This is a genomic window from Pseudomonas sp. S3E17, from assembly GCF_024168685.1.
Lineage (GTDB): Bacteria > Pseudomonadota > Gammaproteobacteria > Pseudomonadales > Pseudomonadaceae > Aquipseudomonas > Aquipseudomonas marginalis.
Genome location: NZ_JALJWE010000001.1, coordinates 2,335,498 through 2,362,306, shown reverse-complemented (window position 1 = coordinate 2,362,306; position 26,809 = coordinate 2,335,498). Strand labels below are relative to the sequence as shown.

Below are 26,809 nucleotides of genomic sequence, written 5' to 3'. Positions count from 1 at the left end.
GCTGGCCGGTGCCCTATTGGGAATGACCCTTTGGTCTGATTGCAAACGCCTGGGAATGGGTTAGTGTGGAGCGCATCTCCCAAAAATAATAACAACAGGCTTTCCAATGAGCCCCAATCTGAGCCTCCTGCGTAAATTCGTCTCGCCTGAAATCATCTTCGGTGCCGGCTGTCGGCACAACGTCGGCAACTACGCCAAGACCTTTGGTGCGCGCAAGGTCCTGGTGGTCAGCGACCCCGGTGTGATCGCCGCCGGATGGGTCGCCGATGTGGAAGCCAGCCTGCAGGCCATCGGCATCGACTACTGCCTGTACAGCGCCGTGTCGCCCAACCCGCGCGTCGAGGAAGTGATGCTCGGTGCCGAGGTGTACCGGGAAAACCATTGCGACGTGATCGTGGCCATCGGCGGCGGCAGCCCCATGGACTGCGGCAAGGCCATCGGCATTGTGGTCGCCCATGGGCGCTGCATCCTCGAGTTCGAAGGCGTGGACACCATCCGCGTGCCGAGCCCGCCGCTGATCCTGATCCCCACCACCGCCGGCACCTCGGCGGATGTCTCGCAGTTCGTGATCATTTCCAACCAGCAGGAACGCATGAAGTTCTCCATCGTCAGCAAGGCGGTGGTGCCGGATGTGTCGCTGATCGACCCGGAAACCACGGCGAGCATGGACCCGTTCCTGTCCGCCTGTACCGGCATCGACGCGCTGGTGCATGCGATCGAGGCGTTCGTGTCCACCGGCCATGGCCCGCTGACCGACCCCCATGCGCTGGAAGCCATGCGCCTGATCAACGGCAACCTGGTGCAGATGATCGCCAACCCCGGTGACATTGCCCTGCGCGAGAAGATCATGCTCGGCAGCATGCAGGCGGGGTTGGCGTTCTCCAATGCGATCCTCGGCGCGGTGCATGCCATGTCCCACAGCCTCGGCGGGTTTCTCGACCTGCCCCATGGCTTGTGCAACGCGGTGCTGGTGGAACACGTGGTGGCGTTCAACTACAACTCGGCGCCGGAGCGCTTCAAGGTGATTGCCGAGACCTTCGGCATCGATTGCCGTGGCCTCAACCACCGACAGATCTGTGGGCGCCTGGTGGAACACCTGATTGCCCTGAAACACGCCATCGGCTTCCATGAAACCCTCGGCCTGCATGGCGTGCGTGTGGCGGACATTCCGTTCCTGTCCCAGCATGCGATGCACGACCCGTGCATCCTCACCAACCCGCGCGAGTCCAGCCAGCGTGATGTCGAGGTGGTGTATGGCGAAGCGCTCTGACGACCAGCAACAGGCCCTCGCCGGTCTATTGGGCCTGGGCAATCACTCGGCGCGCAAGAGCCACTACCCGGAACTCACCGCGCGTCTCGACGAGCTGGAGGCCGAGCGCAACCGCTATATCCGTCTCAACGATGAGCTGGAGCAGCGCGTGGCGGCGCGCACCGATGAACTGCTGGAAGCCAACCGCAACCTGCAACAGCAGATCGCCCAGCGCGAGCAGGTCGAACAGGAACTGCGCGATGCCCGCGATGCCGCCGAGGCCGCCAACCGCAGCAAGGACAAATACCTCGCCGCCGCCAGCCATGACCTGTTGCAGCCACTCAACGCCGCGCGACTGCTGGTCTCCACCCTGCGCGAGCGCAACCTGCCCAGCGTCGAACAGGTGCTGGTGGAACGTACGCACCAGGCCCTGGAAGGCGCCGAGGATTTGCTCACCGACCTGCTGGATATTTCGCGGCTCGACCAGGCGGCGGTCAAGCCGGACGTGGCGCTGTATCGCCTGGATGAGCTGTTTGCGCCGCTGGTCTCGGAGTTCCAGTCGGTGGCGCTGGCGGCCGGGCTGAACCTGCGCGCGCGTACCGGACATTATGCGATTCGCACCGACCTGCGCCTGGTGACGCGGATCCTGCGTAACTTCCTCAGCAACGCCTGCCGCTACACCGACGAGGGCTGCATCCTGCTCGGCGCGCGCCGCCGTGGCGATCGCCTGCGCCTGGAGGTGTGGGACACCGGGCGCGGCATCGCGGCCGACCGCCTCGACGCGATCTTCCTTGAATTCAACCAGCTCGACGTCGGCCGTGCCTCGGACCGCAAAGGCGTAGGGCTGGGCCTGGCGATTGTCGAGCGCATCGCCGAGATCCTCGGCTACCCGGTGGCGGTCCGTTCGTGGCCCGGGCGCGGCTCAATGTTCAGTATCGAGGTGCCCATCAGCGAAGAGATGCCCCTGGCGATCAGCCAACTGCCGGTGCTACCGACCACGGGCAACCCGCTGCCGGGAAGACGCCTGCTGGTGATCGACAACGAGGTGAGCATCCTCGACAGCATGCGTGCGCTGCTGGCGCAGTGGGGCTGCGAGGTAATTACCGCCACCGACCAGGCCGGGGCGTTGCTGGCGTTGCAGGGCAGGGCGCCGGAGCTGATCCTGGCCGACTACCACCTCGACCATGGAGTGGTGGGCTGCGCGGTGGTCAAGCACCTGCGCGAGCATTTCGCGCAGAACATCCCCGCCGTGATCATCACCGCCGACCGTACCGACCAGTGCCGCCGCGCGCTGCGCCGGCTGGACGCGCCGTTGTTGAACAAACCGCTCAAGCCCGGCAAGTTGCGGGCGGTGTTGAGCCAGTTATTGACCTAGGGTGTTGATACCCGTCAACACCTGTTGCGGCGCTTTGCCCCATGCTGCCTGCCTGATTCAGAGCCCGACGGAGCCCGCCATGAACGCCCCCGCAACAACCGCAGCCTCTTTCAAGTTGCCCCTGGGCCTGGTGATCGGCGTACTGGTGATGGTCGGCGTTCTGCTGTTGCCGCTGCCCGCCGACCTGCCGGTGGCCGGGCAGCGCATGCTGGCGATCCTCGCGTTTGCGGTGGTGGTGTGGATCACCGAGGCGGTGTCCTATGAAGCCAGCGCGATCATGATCACCTCGCTCATGGCGTTTTTGCTCGGCACCGCGCCGTCGCTGCAAGACCCCACGCACCTGATCGGCTCCAGCCCGGCCATCAGCATGGCGCTTACCGGCTTTTCCAACCCGGCACTGGCCCTGGTGGCGGGCGCGTTGTTCATTGCGGCGGCCATGACCCACACCGGCCTGGACCGGCGTATCGCCCTGGTGACCCTGACCCGCGTCGGCACCAGCACGCGGGGCATTCTACTGGGGGCGATTGCGGTGACCATCCTGCTCAGCCTCGTCGTCCCCAGCGCCACGGCGCGCAGCGCCTGTGTGGTGCCGATCATGATGGGCGTGGTTGCTGCGTTTGGCGTGGACAAGCGCTCCAACATCGCCGCCGGCCTGATGATCGTGGTGGCCCAGGGCACCAGCATCTGGAACGTCGGCATCCAGACCGCCGCCGCGCAAAACCTGCTGACCGTGGGCTTTATGGACAAGATGCTCGGCCAGCGCGTGTCGTGGATCGACTGGCTGATCGCCGGCGCACCGTGGGCGGTGATCATGTCGGCGGTGTTGCTGTTCCTGGTGATCAAGCTGCTGCCGCCGGAAACCGACAGCATCCCCGGTGGCAAGGAGGCTGTGGCCCAGTCCCTGGTGGACATCGGCCCGATGACCGGCCCGCAGAAACGCTTGCTGACGGTCTCGGTGCTGCTGCTGTTGGCGTGGGCCACGGAAGGGCGTCTGCACCCGTTCGACACCACCTCGACCACCTACGCCGGGCTGGTGTTCCTGCTGCTGCCGGGGATTGGGGTGATGACCTGGAAGGATGTGCAATCGCGCATCCCGTGGGGCACGGTGATCGTGTTTGGCGTGGGCATCAGCCTCGGTACCGCATTGCTGACCACCCAGGCCGGGCAATGGCTGGGGTCCCAGGTGGTGGCGCACACCGGCCTGGATCAGGTCGGGCCGTTGGGGGTGTTTGCGATCCTGGGGGCGTTTCTGATTGTGATCCACCTGGGCTTTGCCAGCGCCACGGCGTTGACCTCGGCGTTGTTGCCGATATTGATTGCGGTGCTGCAGACCTTGCCGGGGGAGTTCAACCGCTTGGGCATGACCATGCTGTTGGGGTTTGTGATGAGCTACGGGTTTATCCTGCCGATCAATGCGCCGCAGAACATGGTGTGTTTGGGGACCGGGACGTTTACGGCGCGGCAGTTTGCCAAGGTGGGGATTTTGGTGACGTTGATCGGGTATGGGTTGATGTTGGTGTTTGCGGCGACTTACTGGAGCTGGCTCGGTTGGATCTGATTTGAAATGCGCTTGTGGATGCCCATGGGATCCACTGTGGATGTGGTGAGCGGGCTTGTCCCGCGCTGGGCTGCTCGGCAGCCCCAAAACCAGCCACTGCGCAATATCGGGTACACCCCATTCGTCCTTCATTGGGGGCGCTTCGCACCCTCACGGGGGACAAGTCTGCATCGCCATCAGCTTGAGCGTTGGGTGGGCTTAGTCATAGGACCTTGATCACCACCTTGCCCTTGGCTCTGCCCCGTTCGACGTAGCTCAAGGCCTCAGCCGTTGCCTCGAGAGGGAAGGTTCGGTCGATCACCGGTGTGATAGCGCCGGACTCGACGAGCGCGGTGATTTTCTGCAATTGCGCACCGCTCGCACGCATGAACACGAACCCATAGTCGACGCCCTGCCTGCGGGCTTTTCTGCGTATGCCGCTGCTTAACAGGCGCATGATCCAACCGAGTCCCCAGGACAGCTTTTGCTCGCGTGCGAACTCGGCGGTCGGTGGTCCCGAGATGGAGATGAGCTGCCCACCCGGCTTGAGAATGCGCAGGGATTTTTCCAGTTCGGCGGGGCCGAGGCTGTTCAAGACGACGTCGTAGTCACGCAAGACGTTTTCGACGTTTTGCTGCGTGTAGTCGATGACCACGTCTGCTCCCAACGCCTTGACCCACTCCACGTTGGCGGTGCTGGTCGTGGTGGCAACGAAAGCCCCCAGGTGTTTTGCCAGCTGGATGGCAATGCTGCCGACACCACCGGAGCCCGCCTGGATAAAGACTTTTTGCCCCTTCTTCACGCGGGCTGTTTCAACCAGCACCTGCCAGGCGGTCAGTGCCACCAGGGGCAGGGCGGCGGCTTGTTCCATGCTGGTGTTGTTGGGTTTCAGTGCGAGGGCACTTTCCTCAATCGCGATCAGCTCGGCAAAGCCACCGATGCGCGCGTCGGGCGGGCGCGCGTAGACCTCGTCACCGGGCTTGAAGGTGCGCACGCCTGACCCTACGCGAACAACGACACCAGCCACGTCGTTGCCCATGATCAGCGGGAATGTGTAGGGCAGGATCAGTTTGAATTCACCCTTGCTGATCTTCGAATCCAGCTGGTTGACGCTGCTGGCATGTACCTTGACCAGTACGTCGTGGATGCCCGGTTCCGGGTCCGGTACCTCGGCAAGGCGTCCTTGATGCTTGCCGTAACGGTCGATCAGGAAGGCTTTCATCGTTCAGTTCCCATGGCTATACGTGACAATCACGCCTTGGCTTGATAGCGCTCGGCGACGACCGACTGGCGAATCTCTGACAGCAAACCCTGGCGGGCGGCTTGCAGGGCATCCCAGCGGGCGGCGTCTTGCAATGGCGGAATGGTCACCGGCTCGCGACGATCAAAACCGACCAGCGCAGCATCGACCAACTCGTCCACGCTCATGATTTCGCTCAGGGTATTGATGTCGATGCCCGCGCGATCCCAGATTTCCGTGCGGGTGGCGGCTGGAAGAACGGCTTGCACGTAGACGCCTTTGGGCGAGAGTTCGAGGCTCAGCCCTTGGGATAGAAACAGCACGAACGCCTTGGTTGCACCGTAGACGCTCATGCCGAATTCCGGTGCCAGCCCCACCACCGAGCCAATGTTGATGATCGCGCCGTTACCGGCGTGTACCAGGCGTGGAGCGATGGCGCTGGCGAGTCGCACCAGGGCGGTGGTGTTGAGCGCGACCAGGTTGGTAACGCTGTCGATGGATTGTTCGATGAAGCTGCCGGAGAGGGCGGCGCCCGCGTTGTTCACCAGGATGCCGATACTGGCGTCATCACGCAGGCGTGCTTCGACGCGGGCCAGGTCACCGGTTTGAGTCAGGTCGGCCTGGATCACGTCAATGGACACCGCGTGTTTCTCACGCAGCTGCGAGGCCAGTGCGTCCAGCCGGCCTTTATCGCGGGCAACCAGCACCAGGTTGTGCCCACGTTGGGCAAAACGCTCGGCGTAGGTCGCGCCAATGCCTGTGGAGGCGCCAGTGATCAGTACGGTTTCGGGAGTGCTCATAAATGGATGCTCTTGAGTGTTCAGGATGATCAGGTACGGCGATCGGCGCCACACAGCCGCAGGGATAGGTGCGGGTGGTTTTATGATGTCGATCATAATCAAAGCTGTCAATGGTTTTGATTATGACCGACATCAGAGTATGATCAGGTCATTGTTCAGGAGTCGTAAGGGCCGCGAAATGAAGATCACCAAGACGCAATCACTCGCCAACCGAGCTCATATTGTGGAGACGGCGTCAGAGCTGTTTCGTGAGCGTGGCTATGACGGTGTGGGTGTGGCAGAGCTTATGGCTACCGCGGGTTTTACCCAGGGAGGCTTCTACAAACACTTTGGCTCCAAGGCCGATCTGATGGCCGAAGCGGCCGAAAACAGCCTGGCCAAATCCCTGTCGAGTACCTGCGATCTCGACGTGCCGGGATTTGTCGACCTGTACGTGTCCAGGGATCACCGCGACGGCAGGGCAGCGGGGTGTACCCTGGCAGCCCTGTGCGGTGACGCCGCCCGCCAGCCCGGTGATCTGAAGGCGACCTTTGCCAGTGGCGTTGAAAATACGCTTGCAGCCCTTGGGGACAAGTACGCGCAGGCGGTGGATGTCACCAGGCAAGAGGCACGCGCGAAGATGATCGACCTGCTGGCCCATGCAATCGGTGCGGTCATGCTGTCGCGGGCGTGTCCGGATGACTCGCCGCTCGCGGATGAAATACTGGAAACCTGCCGCGCCGAGATCATCGCGGCATTGCCCTCGACTAAAGAAAGCGCTGCAGGAGTGACTGAATAGGCGCTGAACGATGCGCCCAAGATGGCAAGATGAACCCCGCTCAGGTTTACTACTCTGAGTAGTGGTTTTACCGACGTCACCCGTCGGCTCATCTAGGTCATCGAATGGACAAATACACCCCCCGCCCCTGGGAACCCCACGAGCGCCCGAGCCTGCCGGGCTCGCCGTCGACGCCGTTGCATCCGACGCACAAGCGCTGGCTGTTTGCGATGGTCGGCGTGCTGGTGGCAATCACCGGTGGCCTGGGCAACGCGTTGGTCATCGCCAACCTGCAATACCTGCAAGGCGCCCTCGGTGCGACCACCGCGGAAATGGCCTGGCTGCCCGCCGCCTATGTGATGACCAACGTGTGCATGAACCTGCTGCTGGTGAAGTTCCGCCAGCAATTCGGCCTGCGGGCGTTTACCGAGGTGTTCCTGGTGCTCTACGCGCTGGTGACCTTCGGCCACTTGTTCGTCAACGACCTCAACTCGGCCATCGCCGTACGGGCGGCCCATGGCATGGTGGGTGCGGCGCTGAGTTCGTTGGGCTTGTACTACATGATCCAGGCGTTCCCGGCCAAGTGGCGGTTGAAATCCCTGGTGCTGGGGCTGGGCACGGCGCAGTTGGCCTTGCCCCTGGCGCGGCTGTTCTCCGAGGACCTGCTGCAGATCGCCGAATGGCGCGGGCTTTACCTGTTCGAACTGGGCCTGGCACTGATCTGCCTGGGTTGTGTATTCCTGCTCAAACTGCCCCCCGGCGACCGCTTCAAGACCTTTGAAAAACTCGACTTCGTCACCTTCGCCATTCTCGCCAGCGGTGTCGCGCTGCTGTGTGCGGTGCTGTCCCTGGGGCGTATCGACTGGTGGCTGGAAGCGCCGTGGATCGGCGTGGCCTCGGCCTGTTCCCTGGTGCTGATCATGGCCGGCCTGGCCATCGAGCATAACCGCGCCAACCCGATGCTGATGACCCGCTGGCTGGGCAGCGGCACCATGATCCGCCTGGCGTTGGCGGTGATCCTGATTCGCATGGTGCTGTCCGAGCAGTCCACCGGTGCGGTGGGGTTCATGCAGATGCTGAACATGAGCTACCAGCAGATGCATACGCTGTACGTGGTGATGCTGGCCGGCGCGATCAGCGGGCTGGCGGTCAGTGCGCTGACGATCAACCCGGCGCACCTGCTGATGCCGCTGGTGATTTCCCTGGCGCTGATGGCCACCGGCTCGGTGATGGACAGTTTCTCCAGCAACCTCACGCGCCCGCAGAACCTGTACATCAGCCAGTACCTGCTAGGCTTCGGTGGCACCTTCTTCCTGGGGCCGACCATGGTGCTGGGGACCAAAAACGTGCTGGCCAACCCGCGTAACCTGGTGAGCTTTTCGGTGATGTTCGGGATTTGCCAGAACCTCGGCGGCCTGATCGGCGCGGCCTTGCTCGGCACGTTCCAGATCGTGCGCGAGAAGTATCATTCCAGCATGATTGTCGAGCACCTGACGCTGCTCGACCCGCGTGTGGCCGCGCGGGTGCAGGGCGGCGGCTCGGCCTATGGCGGTATCGTCGCCGACCCGGAACTGCGGAACCTCATGGGCATCCGCAGCCTGGCCACGGCGGCGACCCGCGAGGCCAATGTCATGGCCTACAACGATGTGTTCATGCTGATCGCGATTGTCGCGATCCTGACCATGATCTGGATCTTTATCCGCAGTCTGTGGCTGATGAGCACCACTAAAACAGCCACTCCCGTTCAACCCAGCGGCGCTACTTCATGACCGAACCGACCACCACGACCACCAACGCCATCGCCGCCACCCCGGAAGGCACCACGCCGCCCGGCGCCACGGTCACCGAGCCGCGCTCATTGCGCGTGCGCATTCTCTCGTCCCTGGGCTTTGCCGCGATTGCCATCGTCGGCGTGCTGATCGTGCTGTATGCCTGGCAATTGCCGCCGTTCAGCAGCGCGGTGGAAACCACCGAGAACGCCCTGGTGCGCGGCCAGGTGACCATTATCGGCCCGCAGCTCAGCGGCTATGTGTTCGAGGTGCCGGTGCAGGACTTCCAGTACGTCAAGGCCGGCGACCTGCTGGTGCGCCTGGATGACCGCATCTACAAGCAGCGCCTCGACCAGGCCCTGGCGCAACTGGCGGTGCAGAAGGCCGCGCTGGCCAATGTGGTGCAGCAACGCAACAGTGCCGAAGCCACCATCAAGCTGCGTCAGGCCGCACTGGTGGACAGCCAGGCCCAGGCGCGCAAAAGCACCGCCGACCTGCGCCGCAACGAAGAGCTGATCAGCGACGGTTCGGTGTCCCGGCGCGAGCTGGACGTGACCCGCGCCGCCAATGCCCAGACTATCGCCGCCGTGGCCCAGGCCCAGGCCAGCCTGGAAATCGCGCGGCAGGATTTGCAAACGGTGATCGTCAATCGCGGCTCCCTGGAAGCGGCGGTGGCCAGTGCAGAGGCGGCGGTGGAGCTGGCGCGGATCGACCTGTCCAACACCCGCATTACCGCGCCGCGTGACGGGCAGTTGGGGCAGATTGGCGTGCGCCTGGGGGCCTACGTCAACTCCGGCGCGCAGTTGATGGCGCTGGTGCCGAAGCAGCTGTGGGTGATCGCCAACATGAAGGAAACCCAGATGGACAATGTGCAGGTCGGCCAGCCGGTAACCTTCACCGTGGATGCGCTGAACCACCGCAGGTTTCACGGCACGGTGCAGCATATTTCCCCAGCCACGGGCTCGGAGTTCAGCCTGTTGCAGGCGGACAACGCGACGGGCAACTTTGTGAAGATTGCCCAGCGCGTGCCGGTCAGGATTACGGTGGACCCGGATCAGGCTGAGAGCGAGCGGTTGCGGCCGGGGTTGTCGGTGGTGGTGAGTATCGATACCGCCGGCCGCCTCAAAAACTCCCCACCTTGAGCATGGCGCTGATCCCCGTAGGAGCGAGCTTGCTCGCGAAGATCGTCAACGATAACGCGGGGCGCCTGATGCCCCGCGTTGCCCTGAGGTTCTTCGCGAGCAAGCTCGCTCCTACAGGGGGGTGTATTTCAGGTTGAAATTGAGTTGGACCGACTGATTGTGTTCCAGCAGTTTCAGGCCCGGCCGTCCCGCCAGGTGATGAGCATTCACCGGATGGCTCACCGGCTCGATGCAAAAGAACCCCAGCCCCGGCGGGCAGTACAGCAGGAAGTAATCGGCCCCGCTGGCCTGGCATTCCAGCGCATAGCCCAGGTCCGGCTGTTCGATCCGGCAATAGCCGTCCCACTGGCAAAAACCGTTGTCCACCAAGCCTTCGGGCAGGGGCTTCAATGCCTGGAAATCCCACTCGCCCGGCACCGGCGCCAACCCCGTCGGCAGCTTGGATGCGTCACTCATCCACACCTGTGCGGCCCTGGCCTGCAACCGGGTACCCGGCCGGCGCGGAAAGTACGGATGCAAGCCCAGGCCATGCCATGCGGCTGTTTCGGCCAGATGGGTCACCCGCAGTTCAATACTCAACGCTCCGTCGCTCAAGCGAATCCGCTGCTCGGCGCGATAGGCAAACGGCGTCTCGCACAGTACCTCCAGCACCACTTCATCCGCCGTGTGGCTGACCACCTGCCACGCCTGTTGCCAGGCCGAGCCATGGATCGGCAGCGGATCGGTGAGACTGTTGGACGTGAGCGCGAGCCAGCCGTCGGGGTTGTCGAAACCGCCGTGGGCAATGCGGTTGGACCAGGGCACCAATGGATAGCACCCCAGCTTGCCCGGCAAACCGGTATGGATCGCCTGCTGGTCGTTATGGCGCAACAACGGCTGGCCGGTGGCGCGCACCGTCCAGTTGACGAGGCTGCCGCCCACGGCCGGATTCACGGTGAGGTGGGTCAGGTTATCTTCGAGTTCAATCATCACAGCACCACGCTCGGCAGCCACAACGACAGCGCCGGAATGTACGTCACCGCCATTAGCACCAGGAACAGCACGCCATAAAACGGCAGCAGCGCCTTCACGGTCTTCTCGATACTCACCTTGCCCACCGCCGCGCCCACGAACAGCACCGCGCCCACCGGCGGGGTGATCAGGCCAATGCCGAGGTTGACCAGCATGATCATGCCGAAGTGCACCGGGTCGACGCCGATACCGAGGATCACCGGCAGCAGGATCGGCGTGAGGATCAGGATCAGCGGCGCCATGTCCATCACCGTGCCGAGCAACAGCAGCATGGCGTTGATGCACATCAGGATCACGTAGCGGTTGTCCGACAGGGTCAGGAACAGCGTGGTGATCTTCGCCGGGATCTGCATCAGGGTCATGATGTAGCCGAAGCTGGCCGCGAAGGCGATCAGGATCATCACGATGGAAATGGTGCGCACCGTGCGGTGCATCAGCTTGGGCAGCTCGCTCCACTTGTAGTCGCGGTAGATGAACATGGTCACGAAGAACGCCCACAGCACGGCAATCGCGGCGGACTCGGTGGCGGTGAAGATGCCCGACAGGATGCCGCCGAGAATGATCACCATGGCCATCAGGCCCCAGAGCGCGTCGGCGCAGATTTTCAGCGCCTGCTTGAGCGGGATCACTTCGCCCTTGGGGTAGTTGCGTTTTTTCGCGAAGATCAGGCACAGCACCATCAGGCACGCGCTCATCAACAACCCAGGCACCACGCCGGCCATGAACAGCGAGGCGATGGACACCGTGCCGCCCGCCGCCAGGGAGTAGAGCACCGAGTTATGGCTGGGCGGGGTCAGCAGCGCCTGCACCGAACCGCTGACAGTGACGGCGGTGGCAAATTCCCGTGGGTAGCCACGGCGCTCCATTTCCGGGATCAGCACCGAGCCCACCGAGGCAGTGTCGGCCACCGACGAGCCGGAGATGGCGCCAAAGAACGTCGAGGCCATGATGTTCACCAGCGACAGGCCGCCGCGTACAAACCCCACCAGCACCCCGGCAAATGCCACCAGCCGGCGCGACATGCCGCCCTCGGCCATGATCGCCCCTGCCAGCACGAAGAACGGAATCGCCATCAGCGAAAACTTGTTCACCCCGCCTGCCACCTGAATCATCAGGGCCTGGAACGGGATGTCGATCCACCATGCGCCAATCAGCGCCGACAAGCCCAGGGCGTAGGCCACCGGCATGCCGATCAGGATCAAGGCGATAAAGCTGCCCAGCAGAATCAATGCGTCCATATCAGGCAGCCCCTTCGCTTTCTTCCACCAGGTCGAAGCGCACCACGCGCCGGTTGCTCTGGTCACCGAGCAGGAGTTTTTCCACCACGAAGATCAGGGTCAGCAGCCCGCCAATCGGGATCGGCATATAGGTGATGCCCACGCGCAGGGTCGGGATGGCGCTCATGAACTGGTTCCAGGTGGACAGGCACAGCTTGGTGCCCCAGATCGCCATGAACAGGCAGATGGTGCCCATCAACAGTTGCGACAGGATGCCGACGATGCGGCGCTGGACGGGCGGCAGGCGGTCCGTGACCATGGCCACCGACATATGCGCGCCGGCGCGGTAGCTGGCGGCGGCACCGATAAAGGTAAACACCAGCATCAGCAGGATGGCGGTGGGCTCCGGCCAGCTGGAGCCGGTGCCGAGGACGTAGCGGGCGAAGATGCCCCAGGGAATGATCAGCGCGACGCCGAGAACCGAAAGGCCGGCGACCCAGATGCAGGTCATGTAGATGCGGTCGTTGATGCGCAGCAGTAGATTCTTCATGGCGTTCACCGTAACCGGGCGCGTCGGTGCAGACCGCGCCGGGCCTTTTGCGAGAGGCAGGGGAGGTTATTGAACGGCGTCGATGCGCGCGATGATGTCGGCGTAAGGCGCGCCGTACTTGGCGCGAACCGCTGCGGTGGCGTCATAGAAGGGCTTTTTGTCGACGGTGATGAACTCGACGCCGGCCTTTTTGAGTTTTTCCTCACTGCTGGCGGACTTGGCATCCCACAGCGCGCGCTCATCGGCCTGGGCGGCCTTGGCGGCGTTTTTGACCATGACCTGTTGCGCCGGGGTGAGCTTATTCCAGGTGATTTTCGACATCACGATGGGCTCGGGCAGGATCAGGTGCTCGGTGAGGGTGTAGTACTTGGCGTTCTGGAAGTGATTGTGTTCCAGCAGGGTCGGCGGGTTGTTCTCCGCGCCGTCGATCACCCCCGTCTGCAGGGCGCTGAAGATCTCGCCGGTGTCCATGGCAATCCCGTTGGCGCCCATCGCGTTGAACGCATCGATGAACAGCGGGTTGCCTTGCACGCGGATCTTCATGCCCTTGAGGTCTTCGATGTTGCGCACCGGTTTCTTGGTGTAGAGGTTGCGCGTGCCGCCGTCCATCCAGGCCAGGGCCACCAGGCCGAACTCGGAGTCGGTGATCTTGGCGAGGATTTCATCGCCGATCTCGCCATCGATGACCTTGCGCATATGCGCCTGGTCGCGGAACACGAACGGCAGGTTGAACACGTTCACGTCCGGCACCACCGGCCCGACGATGCCGAGGCTGACGCGGGTCATCTGCACGGCGCCGACCTGGGCCTGTTCGACCACTTCCTTCTCGGAGCCCAGCACGCCGCCGGGGAAGTACTTGAAGGTCAGTTCGCCGTTGCTTTCCTTGGTCAGGGCCTTGCCCATGTTTTCTTCGGCGACGACGGTGGGGTAGCCGGCGGGGTGGATGTCGGCGAATTTGATTTCCAGCGCATGGGCGGCGCTGCTGAGGGTAAAGACTGCGGCGGCGAGCAAGGTGCGTTTGAAGTCCATGGGAGGTCACTCCTGTGTTGTTATTGTTGTATTCAAGGCACAGCGATGCAGCTAGAGGATGAAGTGGGGCTCCGGCAATCCGGTGACGCCGGGGTTGAGGGCGAACACGCCGCCGGACACTGACTGGGCACTCTGGTCGTCCCGGATCGAGGTGACAAACAGGGTGTCCAGGCGGCTGCCGCCGAAGGCGCACATGGTGGGTTTTTTCACCGGCACGCTCAGGGAACGGTCCAGGCGTCCATCGGGGGTGAAGCGGTGGATCAGGCCGGCGTCGTTGGCGCAGATCCAGTAGCAGCCATCGGCGTCCACGGCGGCGCCGTCGGGGCGGCCGAGGAAGTTGTGCATGTCGACGAACACGCGACGGTTGGACGGCGTGCCGGTGTCGATGTCGTAGTCGAAGGCCCAGATCTGCTGCACCAGCGGATGCGAATCCGAGGCATACATCGTGCGGCCATCGGGGCTGAAGGCCAGGCCGTTGAGGGTGATAAAACCGTCCAACTGGGCGTGGGGGGCTGAACCCGATGCATAGCGATAGAGGATACCTTCGGCCGCATTCGCGCCCATGTTCAGCACCATGCTGCCGGCCCAGAAACGGCCCTGGCGGTCGCAACGGCCGTCGTTCAGGCGCATGTCCGGGCGTGGATGCTCGACACTGGCCAACGGCGTGGTATCGAGGCTGGCGTCGTTGTGCGGCGTGAGTTGGAAGAAGCCGGTTTCCATCCCGGCGACCCAGTTGCCCGCGCTGGTGCGGGCAATGCAGGCGAGCATCTGCGGGGCTTTCCAGGCAGCAACGTGGCCGCTGGCGGCGCTCCATTTTTGCAGGCCGCCGTTGGGGATATCCACCCAGTACAGGGCGTTTTCTTCGGGCACCCACACCGGGCATTCGCCCACGGCATTGCGGGCGTCGACAATCAATTCAGCAGTCATGGCCACTCATTCCCTTGGGTTGGTGTGAACTCAGTCACCGAACGGCCCGGCGGCGCAGAACGCCCCACCCTGATAGACCTTGGCCGGGTCATCGGCGGCCACCGGTGGCTGGGCTTCGACCTGGGCACGGAAGACTTCGGAGCTGTCTTTCGGGGCGTAGCCCAGGTGCGCGGCGTAGCGGTTGTCCCACCAGGTGTCGAGGTTATCCGACATGCCGTAGACCACGGTGTGACCGACATTCGGCGTATACAGCGCGCGTTCGAGCAGTTGGGTCAGGTCGTCGAAGCTCAGCCAGGTGTGCATCATCCGGCGGTTCTGCGGTTCGGGGAACGAGGAGCCGATACGGATGCTCACGGTCTCGATGCCGTAGCGGTCGAAGTAGAAGCTCGCCATGTCTTCGCCGTAGGACTTGGACAGGCCGTAGTAGCTGTCGGGGCGGCGTGGGGAGTGGGCGTCGATGGTTTCGGTCTGCTTGTAAAAGCCGATCACATGGTTGGAACTGGCGAAGATCACACGTTTTACCCCATGGCGGCGTGCGGCTTCGTAGATATGGAAGGTACCGCTGATATTGGCGCCGAGGATTTCTTCAAACGGACGCTCCACCGATACACCGCCGAAATGCAGGATGGCGTCGACGCCTTCCACCAGGTGGTGCACCGCTTGTTTGTCGGCGAGGTCGCAGGCCTGGACTTCTTCCGAGGCATCCACCGGCGGGGCCATGCTGGCGATGTCCGACAGGCGCAGCACCTGGGTGTAGGGACGCAGGCGTTCGCGCAGGACTTTGCCGAGGCCACCGGCGGCACCGGTGAGCAGCAGGCGGTTGAAGGGAGCGGGGGTGGTCGTGGTCATGGGGATTCCAAATTTTTGTTGTAGGTTGTCGTATGACTATGCCGAAGTATTGTTAGGGATCCCCCAGGTTGTCAACGTTCTTGCGGACAGAGTGCGGAGCAAAATGTGGGAGAGGGCTTGCCCTCGATGAGGGCGTGCCAGTGAATGCATCTGTTACTGACCCACCGCCATCGGCAGCAAGCCCCCTCCCACAGGGGATTTTCCGGGGCTGGGAGACTAGGTTCTACAGCAGGGAGAGTGGATAGCTGATAAAGATCCGGTTTTCGTCGAACTCGTTGGTGCTGAAATCCCGACGCATGGTGGAATTCCGCCACTTAACGTTGAGGTTCTTCAACGCACCGCTCTGCACGGTGTAGGCCAGTTCCGATTCGCGCCCCCATTCCTTGCCATCGGTGATCGCCCCGGTGTGTACGTTACTGCCGCTGATATAACGGTTCATCAAGGTCAGCCCCGGCACGCCGAGTACCACGAAGTTGAAGTCATGCCGCACCTGCCAGGATTTTTCCTTGGCGTTGTCGTAGCTGGCGTTGTAGCTGTCGTTGGCCAGGGTGCCGCCACTGGTGCCGTTGACGCGCATCCACACGCTGTCGCCGGTGAGTTTTTGCAGGCCCACGTAGAAGGTGTTGCCGTTGTATTTGGCCGAGAGCAGGGCAAACACGGTCTTGTTGTCGAGGTCGCCGGCCAGGGCGCTGCCGTCTTCCTTGCCGTTGAAGAAGCCGAGGTTGGCCCCCAAGGTCCAGTCGCCCACGGGCTGGCTGTGGGTCAGGTTGAGGTACTGCTGCTGGTAGATATCGGCCAGCTCGGCGTACCACACGCCGACCTGGGTGCGCTTGTCGTTGAAGGTGTATTCGCCGCCGCCGAAGTTGAAACGATCGGAGGTGAACGCCGCTTTGCCGTTCATGAACATGTCTTCCATGCTCGCGTCGTTGCGCGGGCTGTTGCCGCGAAACTGGCCGCCGTAGAGGGTCAGGCCGGCGATTTCGCTGGACGTCACCTGGCCGCCGCGAAAGGTCTGGGGCAGCGAGCGGCCATCGTCGGAGCGCAGGATCGGCAGCACCGGCATCCACTCGCCGACCTTCAATTCGGTCTTCGACAGCCTGGTTTTCAGCGCCACGCCCAGGCGCCCGAAGTTGTCGGCGGGGCGGCCGTCGTCGTGGATCGGCAGCAACTGGGTGCCGCCGGTACCTTTGCCGCCATCGAGCTTCTGGGAATACAGCCCCAGCACATCAATGCCGAACCCCACGGTGCCCTGGGTGAAGCCGGACTTGGCGTCGAGAATAAAACTCTGCGTCCACTCTTCAGCCTTGCCCTGGGGATTGCTCGGGTTGGTGAAGTTGCGGTTGAAGTAGGCGTTGCGCAGGTTGAGCGTGGCCTTGGCGTCGTCGACGAAACCGTCGGCGTGGGCGAGGAGGGGCAGGGTAAACAGGCCGATAACACTGAGACGCGCGGACGAATTGCGGGCGAATGGACTCACAGTGACGCTCCCTTTCATTTGTTGTTTTTATTATTTGTTATACGTCGTCGTACAACATTGGAGCGGATATTTGCGGGGTTTTCAGGGTGTGTCAAGCAGAAGTTATACGATGACTAGGTGAGGGTTGATCCAGAGCGCACAGGGTCAATGTGGGAGGGGCGGTGCGACGATTCGACTTGCCCCTTCCACATTCAGCCCGCCAGGACCATCGGCGGCAAAGTGCCAAGGAGTGAAACGGCCGCGACTGCACAAACACCGAGCAGCCATTCCAGCATCACGCTGGCCTTCAAGCTGCCCAACCGCTGTTCGCCGCTATCCAGGCGCAACCGGTTCAACAATGCCAGCGCCAACATGCCCAGCACCAGCATCACCTTGATCAGCAGAATCAGGGCAAAACCACTGAACAACGGCGTGGGCCACAGCTGTCCGGTAAGTACGCGCACATTGATCAGGCCGGTCACCAGCAGGCCGCTGACCAGGCCATAACCCATGCCGCTGAAACGACGCAGGACAGGCGCCAGTTCAACACGGTGTGGCTGCCTGAGGATCAATACCAGCAGCAGTAACCCACCCAGCCATGCGCCGACGCATACCAGGTGCACCACTTGGTTGAGGATCAACAACTGCCCGCTCAGCCCGTCGAGCATGGCGCCATGCCCGACCGGGGCGAGAGTCATCAGCAACAGTGTGAGCAATGGCAGGCGCGGGGCGTTCCACGGGGTCATCAGGGCGATGACAAGCAAGCCATTGACGATCAGGTGCCAGGTCCACACCTGGCCAAAAAAGGTCTTGCCCAACACCAACTGCACGGTCGACAGCTCCAGTGCCGCCGGCCATGAACCGGCCATGCTGGCGGTAATCAACCCCAGCCAGATCAGCCCCGACGCGAGGGCCGTCCATGCCAGCCCACGGGTGATGCGCAGCAATTGCCGGTCCAGCACCGGCTGCGGTTCAGCGCCGAGGAGCCAGGGCCTGAATACACAGGCCCCGAACATCAACAGCACGACGATGAAATGCACGAACCGGCACAGCACCAGCAGCGTCGCCATGGGTTATTGGCCGACCTTGAAGCTGTATTCACCGTTGCTCTTGTGGGTGTCCACCGACACCGCATTCCACACCACCTTGTAGGTGCCCGCCGCAAGTGGGGCGGCCGGTGTCACCACCAGGGTTTTCTTGTCGGCGTCCGGGGTTTCCAGGCCTTTGATGGCGATTTCGGTGCCGTCCTTGCTCAAGGAGACTTTGGTGAAGGTGGCTTCGACGCCTTCGCTGAAGGTCAGGCGCAGGTCTTTGGGCGCGGTGACGCTGCTGTCTGCCGCAGGCGTGGCACTTTTCAGATGAGCATGGGCAAATGCTGCGGAGGCACCCAGCAGGGAGGCGAGCAGGGCGACAGTGGTCAGGGTTTTCTTGATCAACATGGTGCAATACCCATCAATGGTTAGGAGCGGGCAGTGTACGAAGTTTCGACTGCGCCTGTCGCCCCGATCTAGAGCGGTGGTAGTCTTTGGGGCATGTCTTTGTCAGGGAGCCCTTATGGGCAATCACAAGAGCGGAATTCGTCGGGTCAACGTCGAGAAAATCCTGCTGGCGGCGGAGAAAATCTTCGCCGAAAAGGGCTACGGCAGCACTGCCATGGCCGATATCGCCGAAGAAGTACAACTGCCGCGCTCCAACCTGCATTACTACTTCACCACCAAGAGCGAGCTGTACAGCGCGGTGCTGTTCGACCTGCTGGAAGTGTGGAAGCAGGACGCCCTCAGCTTCGAGACCTTCGATGATCCCCGGGTGGTGCTCAGCAGCTATATCCGCGCCAAGATGCAGCGCTCGCGCACGCGGCCCTATGGTTCAAAGGTCTGGGCCAACGAGATCATCCACGGCGCGCCGACACTCGGTGAGGCGTTGGATGAAAGCCTGTACGACTGGGCCAAGATGAAGGAAGCGAAAATTCGCCAGTGGGTGGAAGACAAGCGCATCCTGCCGGTGGAGCCGTCGAGCCTGCTGTACATGATCTGGGCGTCGACCCAGCACTATGCTGACTTTGATCACCAGGTGAAGATTCTGAATGATCACCAGCCGTTGTCGGATATGCAGTTCGAGAAGGCGATCCAGACGGTGACCAGTGTGATTTTGCGTGGGATTGGGTTGGAGCCTTGAGTTGTTGTGGTGGGGCTGAGGGCCGCTATCGGGGGCAAGCCCCCGATAGCGGCCTGCAGGCCTACACCGCTTCCCGGTACGGATTCCTCGGATCCTGCGTCCAATTCAAAAACGGCTTGCCCGTGTCGATCGGCACCATCTCGATGCAATCCGCCACCGGGCAGGTGATCTGGCACAGGTTGCAGCCCACGCATTCATCATCGATCACTTCGTATTTATGCGTGCCGTCCGCCTGTTTCAGACTGGCGATGGCCTGGTGCGAGGTGTCCTCACAGGCAATATGGCAACGCCCACAGCCAATGCACGCCGCTTGGTCGATCCTGGCGATCACCTGGTAATTGATGTCCAGGTACTTCCAGTCCGTGGTGTTGCCCACTGCACGCCCGGAAAATTCTTGCAGGCTGGTGTAGCCCTGGCTGTCCATCCACCGCGACAGCCCATCCTTCATCTCTTCCACGATGCGAAAACCATGCAGCATCGCCGCCGTGCACACCTGAACCGCGCCGCAACCGAGGGCGACGAATTCCGCGGCGTCGCGCCAGTTGCCGATGCCGCCGATCCCGCAGATCGGCAGGCCCTGGGTCTGCGGGTCACGGGCGATTTCGGCAACCATGTTCAGGGCAATCGGCTTGACCGCCGAGCCGCAGTAACCGCCGTGGGTGCTCTGGGTGCCGACCATCGGCAGGGCGACCATGCGTTCCAGGTCCACGCTGGTGATGGAGTTGATGGTGTTGATCAGCGACACCGCGTCCGCACCGCCGCGATACGCCGCCCGCGCGGCTACGCGGATGTCGGTGATATTCGGCGTGAGCTTGACGATCACCGGCAGCGAGCAATAGGTCTTGCACCAGCGCGTCACCTGTTCCACGTACTCCGGCACCTGGCCCACCGCCGCGCCCATGCCGCGTTCGGGCATGCCGTGGGGGCAGCCGAAGTTCAGCTCGATACCGTCGCAGCCGGTGGCTTCCACCAGGGGCAGGATGTTTTTCCAGGATTCCTCCACGCAGGGCACCATCAGCGACACGATCAGCGCGCGGTCGGGCCAGTCCTTTTTGACCTGGGTGATTTCCCGCAGGTTGATCTCCAGGGAGCGGTCGGTGATCAATTCGATATTGTTGATGCCCAGCACTTCACGGTTGGCGCCGTAGTGCGCCGAGTAGCGCGATGACACGTTGACCGCCGCCGGGTCTTCACCCAGGGTCTTCCACACCACGCCGCCCCAGCCCGCTTCAAACGCACGCACCACGTTGTAGGCCTTGTCGGTGGGCGGCGCGGAGGCCAGCCAGAATGGGTTGGGGGCCTTGATACCGGCGAACACAATCGAGAGATCGGCCATTACGCAGCCTCCACATTCAGCATGAGTTGGGCGTGCATGGCTTCGGCGGCCAGCTTGCCGTGTTGCACCGCCTGCACGGTGAGGTCCTGGCCGAGGCTGACGCAGTCACCGCCGGCGTAGACCCCAGGGATGCTGGTGCGCAGCTGTTCGTCGACGAAGATACGCTCGCCGGCGCGATGCAGCTGTTGCGCCAGGGGGTCGTGCAAGGCGTCGTTGTCGAAGCCCTGGCCGATGGCCTTGAAGACGGCATCGGCGGCCAGTTCGAAGGTTTCTCCGGTGGATTGCAGGCGGCCGTTTTCCAGGCGGGTGCGGGCGAAGCGCATGCCACGTACGTGGCCCTGGCCGTCGAGCAGGACTGCTTCGGGTTGGGCCCAGGTCAGCAGGCGCACCTGATTGGCCTTGGCGATGTCCTGCTCATGCTGGGTGGCGCCCATATCGGCCAGACCACGGCGGTAGACGAGGTTTACATCACGGGCACCGAGCCGGGCCATTTGCACGGCCATGTCGATGGCGGTATTGCCAGCGCCGAGCACGATGCAGCGGTCGGCCAGGGGCAGTTGAGTCAGGTCATCGGCCTGGCGCAGTTCGCGGATATAGTCGGTGGCGGCGAGCAGGCCGGGTGCGTCCTCATGGGGTAAGCCGAGTTGCTTGCTGGCCGCCAGGCCCAGGCCGAGGAATACCGAATCGAATTGCTGGTGCAGTTCGCTCAGGGTGAGGTTGTCGCCCAGGCGCTGGCCATGGCGGATTTCGATGCCGCCGATCTGCAGGAGGAAGTCCAGTTCCTTCTGGGCGAAGTCATCCACCAGCTTGTACTTGGCGATCCCGTATTCATTCAGGCCACCGGCCTTTTCCCGCGCTTCGAAGATCACCACGTCGTGCCCGTGCACAGCGGCGCGATGGGCGCAGGCCAGCCCTGCGGGACCTGCGCCGACCACGGCGATGCGCTTGCCGGTCGGTGCGGCGCGCTGGAACGGGTGTTCGCTGAAGTGGGCGTTATCGATGGCGTAGCGTTGCAACAGACCGATCAGCACCGGCGCGCATTCTTCGGCGTTGTTACGCACGCAGGCTTGCTGGCAGAGGATCTCCGTAGGGCAGACCCGCGCGCAGCTGCCGCCGAGGATGTTGGCCGAGAGGATTTTCTGCGCTGCGCCCTGGACGTTGTCGGTGTGGATATTGCGGATGAACGACGGGATGTCGATTTCGCTGGGGCATGCGTTCACGCACGGGGCGTCGTAGCAGTACAGGCAGCGCGAGGCTTCCAGTTGGGCCTGGCGCGCATTGAGGGGCGGCGCCAGGTCGGTGAAATGGCTGGCGAGGGTGGCGCCGTCTTCGTGGGGATGGGGGAGGTGGGTCAGGGTCTGGATCACGGTGTGGGCCTCACGGTTTTTTTGGATTGCCTCTAAGTGGGCATTTTTGTTGCCTGTACTGGCCTCATCGGGGGCAAGCCCCCTCCCACATTCGACCGAGTTGTATTTGAATGAATGCGGTCAAGTGTGGGAGGGGGCTTGCCCCCGATAGCGGTCTCAGCGCTTCACAGCAACCGGCCTGGAATGCTCCGCCCGCTTGCTTAACTGCTCGAACACCGACGGATACGCCGGCCGTTCCACATAGCGCCCGGCCCCGCGCTCGGCGCGCAGGTCGCCATCGGCCCAGACCAGCTTGCCCTGGCTGATGGTGTGGCTCGGCACGCCGCGCACGGTCTTGCCTTCGAAGATGTTGAAGTCGACCTTCTGATGGTGAGTCTTGGCGGAAATGGTCCGCGTACCCTCGGGGTCCCACAGCACCAGGTCGGCATCCGCACCCACGCGGATCGCGCCTTTGCGCGGGTAGAGGTTGAAGATCTTCGCGGTGTTGGTGGAGGTCAGCGCGACGAACTCCTGCATCGACAGGCGTCCGCTGTTGACCCCTTCGTGCCACAGCAGCGCCATGCGGTCTTCGATACCGGCGGTGCCGTTGGGGATCTTGCTGAAATCGTCACGCCCGGCGGCTTTTTGCTCGGCGCAGAAGCAGCAGTGGTCGGTGGCGGTGGTGTGCAGGTTGCCGGATTGCAGGCCATGCCACAGCGCTTCCTGATGCCCGCGCGGGCGGAACGGCGGGCTCATCACATAGCCGGCGGCGGTTTGCCAGTCGGGGTGCTGGTAGACGCTGTCGTCCAGCAGCAGGTGGCCGGCGAGCACTTCGCCGTAGACCGCCTGGCCCTTGCCCCGGGCGTAGGTGATTTCATCCAGCGCTTCCCGGGTGGACACGTGCACCAGGTACAGCGGCGTGCCGATGGTCTCGGCGATACGGATCGCGCGGCTGGCCGCTTCGCCTTCCACCTGGGACGGGCGCGACAGCGGGTGCGCTTCCGGCCCGGTGATGCCCTGGGCCATCAGCTTGCGTTGCAGGTGGTACACCAGCTCGCCGTTTTCTGCATGCACGGTGGGCACGGCGCCGAGTTCCAGGCAGCGTTCGAAGCTGGCTACCAGGGTGTCGTCGGCCGCCATGATCGCGTTCTTGTAGGCCATGAAATGCTTGAAGCTGTTGATGCCGTGGTGGCTGACCAGCTCGGCCATTTCCTCGCGCACCTGTTCGCTCCACCAGGTGATCGCCACGTGGAAGCCGTAGTCGGACGCGGACTTTTCCGCCCAGCGCCGCCATTGATGGAACGCTTCCATCAGCGATTGCTGCGGGTTGGGAATCACGAAGTCGATAATCGACGTAGTGCCCCCCGCCAAACCCGCCGCCGTGCCGCTGAAGAAATCTTCACTGGCCACGGTGCCCATGAAGGGCAGTTGCATATGGGTATGGGGATCGATGCCGCCGGGCATCAAATATTGTCCGCTGCCATCGAGTTGTTCAGTGCCGGCGGGAATATCCAGGTCCGTGCCAATGGCGCGAATCAGACCGCCTGCGCATAAAACATCGGCGCGGTAACTTTCATCATGGGTAATAACGGTGGCGCCACGGATCAACAGCGACATGTCGAGTTCCTCACAGGCTTGACCGGCTTGTGCCAGTTCTAAGTGTTGTATTGCTACGCGCCGATGTTCGGTTAATTCCTGTCATCGGTGACAGGAATAGAAACTAGCCCGAGTTTTTCGATAGAGCAAGAAGATTTTTTATAAGCATATATCGTATTTAATGTATTGATTTATAAGGATAAAAATACAAAATCACCAAAATGCAGCGGCCTCTCACCATTTTGACGCACTTGACAGGTTCCCAATATGAGCAACATTTCTTATTGCAAATCAGACGCTTGAGACATGCCTCTTGACGGGGTCGGTAAATAAAAATAATTGTGGTGCACCAGATTGAGTCCTGACAGTTCGGATAACTTGCGCGTTATTTAGCCTGAGTCACGCGGCAAGTACCGTAGGCACAATCGGAAAGCTGATTAACATCAGCGAGTTATATAAGCGGTGCGGGTTCAAGGGCAGTTGTCGGCACGGTTATTGAGTGCAGTGATGGCTGGCCGGGCCCGTGATGTCATGTTGTTTACGAGGTACTCCGGCCACCCTGCGTTCAGCGCGGGGTGAGCAACAATAATTCGAAAAAACCGTGGAGCGGCCATGCAACAGAACAGATCGCAAGTCATTGAGCGCAACGGCCTGTACGAACTCGACGCCGGTCCCGACGTCCTCGACAGCCCTCGCTACAACCACGACATGGCACCGACCAAGGTGCACGAACGCACCTGGAACAAGTGGCACATCACCGCGCTGTGGGTCGGCATGTCGATCTGCGTGCCCACCTACACCCTGGGCGGGGTGCTCACCGCGTATTTCGGCCTGTCGGTGGGTGAGGCACTGATGGCGATCTTGCTGGCCAATATCGTGGTGCTGATCCCGCTGACCCTCAATGCCTTCCCCGGCACCAAGTACGGCATTCCGTTTCCGGTGTTGCTGCGTTCGTCCTTCGGCATCCTCGGTTCCAACGTGCCGTGCCTGATCCGCGCGCTGGTGGCGTGCGGCTGGTTCGGGATCCAGACGATGTTCGGCGGGCTGGCGATCCATCTGTTCCTGGGCTCGATTTTCGAGGGATGGAAGTCCCTCGGCGGCACCGGTGAAGTGATCGGTTTCATGATTTTCTGGTGCCTGAATCTATGGGTGGTGCTGCGCGGCGCCGAGTCGATCAAGCGCCTGGAAACCCTGTCGGCGCCGTTGCTGGTGGCGGTGGGCATCGGCCTGCTGATATGGGCGATGCCCAACGTGTCGATCAGCGAGTTGATGGCAATCCCGCCCAAGCGGCCCGAAGGCGCGAGCCTGACCGGTTACTTCATGGCCGGCCTTACCGCGATGGTGGGCTTCTGGGCCACCTTGTCGCTGAATATTCCCGACTTCAGCCGCTACGCCAAAAGCCAGAAGGACCAGATCCTCGGGCAGATTTTCGGCCTGCCGCTGACCATGTTCCTGTTCGCCGCCCTCGGCGTGATCATGACCGCCGCCTCGGTGAAACTGGTGGGCGTCAGCGTATCCGACCCGGTGACCCTGATCGGCCATATCCAGAGCCCAGTGTGGGTGGCCGTGGCCATGGCGCTGATCATCGTCGCCACGTTGTCCACCAACACCGCTGCAAACATCGTCTCGCCCACCAACGACTTCCAGAACATCGCGCCCAAGCTGATCAACCGCACCACGGCGGTGATCCTCACCGGGTTGGTGGGCTTGGCGTTGATGGGCCACGAACTGCTGAAAAAACTCGGCTTGATCGTCTCGGATGTGAGCCTGGAAACCGTGTATTCCAACTGGTTGCTGGGCTACTCAAGCCTGCTGGGCCCGATCGCCGGGATCATGGTGGTGGACTACTTCATCACCCGCAAACAGCAACTGGACCTGGCTGGCCTGTACCGCGACGACGTGTACCCGGCGTGGAACTGGAGCGGTTTTATCGCCTTCGGTGTGCCGGTGGTGCTGACCTTGCTGTCCCTGGGCAGTGATGCGTTCAGCTGGTTCTACAGCTACGGCTGGTTTACCGGTTCGGCGTTGGGCGGGTTGTTGTATTACGGCCTGAATGCCAGGCGTGAAGCCAGCCCGGTGGTTGTCAATTCATAAGAAATACAAGCCTGAGGAGATCCCCATGAACGCTGCCCTTGACGTTCTGCAATCGTCCCACCAGCACATCAATCGCGACCGCTTGTGGCAGTCGCTGATGGACCTGGCCAAACTCGGCGCCACCCCCAAGGGCGGCGTGTGCCGCCTGGCTCTCACCGACCTCGACCGCAAGGCCCGCGACCTGTTTGTGCAATGGTGCGAAGACGCCGGTTGCACCGTGACCGTCGACGGCATCGGCAATATCTTCGCGCGCCGCCCTGGGCGTAATCCCGACCTGCCGCCGGTGATGACCGGCAGCCATATCGACACCCAGCCCACAGGTGGCAAGTTCGATGGCTGCTTTGGCGTGCTGGCGGGAGTGGAAGTGTTGCGTACGCTCAATGACCTCAAGATCGAAACCGAGGCGCCCTTGGAAGTGGTGGTGTGGACCAACGAGGAAGGCTCGCGCTTCCCGCCGTGCATGATGGGCTCGGGGGTGTTTGCCAGGAAATTCACCCTGGCGGATACCCTGGCCAAGGTTGATGCGGACGGGGTCAGCGTGGGTGAAGCGCTGAATGCGATTGGCTACGCGGGAACCCGTCCTGAGAGTGGGCACAAGGTCGGTGCGTATTTCGAGGCGCATATCGAACAAGGGCCGATTCTGGAGGATGAGAAAAAGACCATCGGCGTGGTGCTCGGCGCCCTCGGGCAGAAGTGGTTCGACCTGAAACTGCGCGGTGTCGAGGCCCATGCGGGGCCGACGCCGATGCACCTGCGCAAGGACGCCCTGGTAGGCGCGGCGGCGGTGGTGGCGGCGGTCAATGCGGCGGCGTTGGGGCACCAGCCCCATGCGTGCGGGACCGTCGGTTGCCTGCAGGCGTATCCCGGTTCACGCAACGTGATTCCGGGCGAAGTGCGCATGACCCTGGACTTCCGGCACTTGGAACCGGCGCGGTTGGATTCGATGATTGCCCAGGTGCGCCAGGTGATTGACGAGACCTGTGCCAGGCATGGGCTGAGTTTTGAAATGGAACCCACGGCTGACTTCCCGCCGCTGTACTTCGACAAAGGCTGTGTGGACGCCGTGCGCGATGCGGCCAATGGGCTGGGCTTGTCGAACATGGACATCGTCAGCGGGGCAGGGCACGACGCGATTTTCGTCGCCGAGTTGGGGCCGGCGGGGATGATCTTTGTGCCGTGTGAGGGTGGCATCAGCCACAATGAAATCGAGAACGCCGCACCGGATGACCTGGCGGCGGGGTGTGCGGTGTTGTTGCGGGCCATGGTGGCCGCTTCAGCCGCCATCGCCAGCGGCAAACTTGCCGCCTGAAATGCGGTAAAAATGTGGGAGGGGGCTTGCTCCCGATAGCGGTGTGTC

The 26,809-nt window shown here is 62.5% G+C and carries 23 protein-coding genes and 1 pseudogene; 10 read left to right on the top strand and 14 right to left on the bottom strand.

Annotation, left to right across the window (positions count from 1 at the left end):
• Window positions 1-106 precede the first annotated feature (106 nt).
• The 3 genes from ercA (at window position 107) to J3D60_RS10225 (ending at window position 4,182) form a co-directional block, all read left to right on the top strand.
• Window positions 107-1,270 (top strand): alcohol dehydrogenase-like regulatory protein ErcA, encoded by a 1,164-nt coding sequence (ercA, locus tag J3D60_RS10235; RefSeq protein ID WP_065926995.1) that lies wholly within the window; start codon window positions 107-109, stop codon window positions 1,268-1,270.
• Window positions 1,254-2,624 (top strand): hybrid sensor histidine kinase/response regulator, encoded by a 1,371-nt coding sequence (locus tag J3D60_RS10230; protein ID WP_253491264.1) that lies wholly within the window; start codon window positions 1,254-1,256, stop codon window positions 2,622-2,624. The genes ercA and J3D60_RS10230 overlap by 17 nt, the downstream gene beginning before the upstream one ends.
• Before the next feature lie 79 nt (window positions 2,625-2,703).
• Window positions 2,704-4,182 carry a DASS family sodium-coupled anion symporter gene (locus J3D60_RS10225; RefSeq protein WP_027606213.1) on the top strand — a complete coding sequence of 493 codons (1,479 nt, stop codon included), beginning with the start codon at window positions 2,704-2,706 and terminating at the stop codon, window positions 4,180-4,182.
• Between the two features lie 202 nt (window positions 4,183-4,384).
• On the opposite strand, the gene J3D60_RS10220 is transcribed toward J3D60_RS10225, so the two are convergent.
• Window positions 4,385-5,383, bottom strand: coding sequence for an NADP-dependent oxidoreductase (locus J3D60_RS10220; protein ID WP_253491261.1), 999 nt, complete (start codon window positions 5,381-5,383; stop codon window positions 4,385-4,387).
• Between the two features lie 29 nt (window positions 5,384-5,412).
• Complete coding sequence (locus J3D60_RS10215) at window positions 5,413-6,201, bottom strand: SDR family oxidoreductase (RefSeq protein ID WP_065926998.1); 789 nt, start codon at window positions 6,199-6,201, stop codon at window positions 5,413-5,415.
• Window positions 6,202-6,379: 178 nt separating this feature from the next.
• On the opposite strand from J3D60_RS10215, the gene J3D60_RS10210 reads away from it, so the two are divergent.
• The 4 genes and pseudogenes from J3D60_RS10210 to J3D60_RS10195 form a co-directional block, all read left to right on the top strand.
• Window positions 6,380-6,979 (top strand): TetR/AcrR family transcriptional regulator, encoded by a 600-nt coding sequence (locus J3D60_RS10210; protein ID WP_253491258.1) that lies wholly within the window; start codon window positions 6,380-6,382, stop codon window positions 6,977-6,979.
• A 104-nt stretch (window positions 6,980-7,083) separates the two neighbouring features.
• Window positions 7,084-8,727, top strand: a complete 1,644-nt coding sequence (locus J3D60_RS10205) for an MFS transporter (RefSeq protein WP_253491255.1) — start codon at window positions 7,084-7,086, stop codon at window positions 8,725-8,727.
• Window positions 8,724-9,869: an HlyD family secretion protein gene (locus J3D60_RS10200; protein WP_027606218.1), complete on the top strand. Its 1,146-nt coding sequence runs from the start codon at window positions 8,724-8,726 to the stop codon at window positions 9,867-9,869. Before J3D60_RS10205 ends, J3D60_RS10200 begins: the two co-directional genes overlap by 4 nt.
• 2 nt (window positions 9,870-9,871) lie before the next feature.
• A pseudogene (locus tag J3D60_RS10195) lies at window positions 9,872-9,997 on the top strand (outer membrane lipoprotein carrier protein LolA); the annotation flags it as partial.
• On the opposite strand, the gene J3D60_RS10190 reads toward J3D60_RS10195, so the two are convergent.
• From J3D60_RS10190 to copC, 9 genes are all read right to left on the bottom strand, one after another.
• The gene (locus J3D60_RS10190; protein WP_253491251.1) at window positions 9,981-10,838 is read right to left on the bottom strand and encodes an aldose 1-epimerase; all 858 of its coding nucleotides are present in this window, start codon (window positions 10,836-10,838) and stop codon (window positions 9,981-9,983) included. The pseudogene J3D60_RS10195 and the gene J3D60_RS10190 sit on opposite strands and share 17 nt — an antisense overlap.
• On the bottom strand, window positions 10,838-12,118 hold the full coding sequence (locus J3D60_RS10185; RefSeq protein ID WP_092490249.1) for a TRAP transporter large permease: 1,281 nt from the start codon (window positions 12,116-12,118) through the stop codon (window positions 10,838-10,840). The genes J3D60_RS10190 and J3D60_RS10185 overlap by 1 nt, the downstream gene beginning before the upstream one ends.
• A gap of 1 nt (window position 12,119) precedes the next feature.
• A complete protein-coding gene (locus J3D60_RS10180) occupies window positions 12,120-12,647 on the bottom strand; it encodes a TRAP transporter small permease (RefSeq protein ID WP_253491248.1) in 528 nt (175 codons plus the stop codon).
• Window positions 12,648-12,713: 66 nt separating this feature from the next.
• Window positions 12,714-13,676 (bottom strand): TRAP transporter substrate-binding protein, encoded by a 963-nt coding sequence (locus J3D60_RS10175; RefSeq protein ID WP_065940169.1) that lies wholly within the window; start codon window positions 13,674-13,676, stop codon window positions 12,714-12,716.
• A gap of 51 nt (window positions 13,677-13,727) precedes the next feature.
• Window positions 13,728-14,603: an SMP-30/gluconolactonase/LRE family protein gene (locus J3D60_RS10170; RefSeq protein WP_253491246.1), complete on the bottom strand. Its 876-nt coding sequence runs from the start codon at window positions 14,601-14,603 to the stop codon at window positions 13,728-13,730.
• 30 nt (window positions 14,604-14,633) lie between these two features.
• Window positions 14,634-15,452, bottom strand: coding sequence for an NAD(P)-dependent oxidoreductase (locus tag J3D60_RS10165; RefSeq protein WP_253491244.1), 819 nt, complete (start codon window positions 15,450-15,452; stop codon window positions 14,634-14,636).
• A gap of 223 nt (window positions 15,453-15,675) precedes the next feature.
• Window positions 15,676-16,926, bottom strand: a complete 1,251-nt coding sequence (locus J3D60_RS10160) for an OprD family porin (RefSeq protein ID WP_253491242.1) — start codon at window positions 16,924-16,926, stop codon at window positions 15,676-15,678.
• Between the two features lie 191 nt (window positions 16,927-17,117).
• On the bottom strand, window positions 17,118-17,975 hold the full coding sequence (gene copD / locus J3D60_RS10155; protein WP_253491239.1) for a copper homeostasis membrane protein CopD: 858 nt from the start codon (window positions 17,973-17,975) through the stop codon (window positions 17,118-17,120).
• A 3-nt stretch (window positions 17,976-17,978) separates the two neighbouring features.
• Window positions 17,979-18,344: a copper homeostasis periplasmic binding protein CopC gene (gene copC, locus J3D60_RS10150; protein WP_065940165.1), complete on the bottom strand. Its 366-nt coding sequence runs from the start codon at window positions 18,342-18,344 to the stop codon at window positions 17,979-17,981.
• 115 nt (window positions 18,345-18,459) lie between these two features.
• Here copC and J3D60_RS10145 point away from each other — a divergent pair, with 115 nt between their 5' ends.
• Window positions 18,460-19,080, top strand: a complete 621-nt coding sequence (locus tag J3D60_RS10145; RefSeq protein ID WP_027606227.1) for a TetR/AcrR family transcriptional regulator — start codon at window positions 18,460-18,462, stop codon at window positions 19,078-19,080.
• A 61-nt stretch (window positions 19,081-19,141) separates the two neighbouring features.
• Here the strand turns inward: J3D60_RS10145 and preA are convergent, their stop codons facing one another.
• From preA to hydA, 3 genes are all read right to left on the bottom strand, one after another.
• Complete coding sequence (gene preA / locus J3D60_RS10140) at window positions 19,142-20,416, bottom strand: NAD-dependent dihydropyrimidine dehydrogenase subunit PreA (RefSeq protein ID WP_065927011.1); 1,275 nt, start codon at window positions 20,414-20,416, stop codon at window positions 19,142-19,144.
• Window positions 20,416-21,783 (bottom strand): NAD(P)-dependent oxidoreductase, encoded by a 1,368-nt coding sequence (locus J3D60_RS10135; RefSeq protein WP_253491237.1) that lies wholly within the window; start codon window positions 21,781-21,783, stop codon window positions 20,416-20,418. Before J3D60_RS10135 ends, preA begins: the two co-directional genes overlap by 1 nt.
• Before the next feature lie 156 nt (window positions 21,784-21,939).
• A complete protein-coding gene (gene hydA / locus J3D60_RS10130) occupies window positions 21,940-23,379 on the bottom strand; it encodes a dihydropyrimidinase (RefSeq protein WP_253491235.1) in 1,440 nt (479 codons plus the stop codon).
• Window positions 23,380-23,970: 591 nt separating this feature from the next.
• Between hydA and J3D60_RS10125 the strand changes: the two genes are divergently transcribed.
• Both J3D60_RS10125 and J3D60_RS10120 read left to right on the top strand, forming a co-directional pair.
• Entirely contained in the window at window positions 23,971-25,452 is a 1,482-nt protein-coding gene (locus J3D60_RS10125; RefSeq protein ID WP_253491233.1) for an NCS1 family nucleobase:cation symporter-1, read from the top strand.
• A gap of 25 nt (window positions 25,453-25,477) precedes the next feature.
• A complete protein-coding gene (locus J3D60_RS10120; protein WP_253491232.1) occupies window positions 25,478-26,761 on the top strand; it encodes a Zn-dependent hydrolase in 1,284 nt (427 codons plus the stop codon).
• Window positions 26,762-26,809 lie beyond the last annotated feature (48 nt).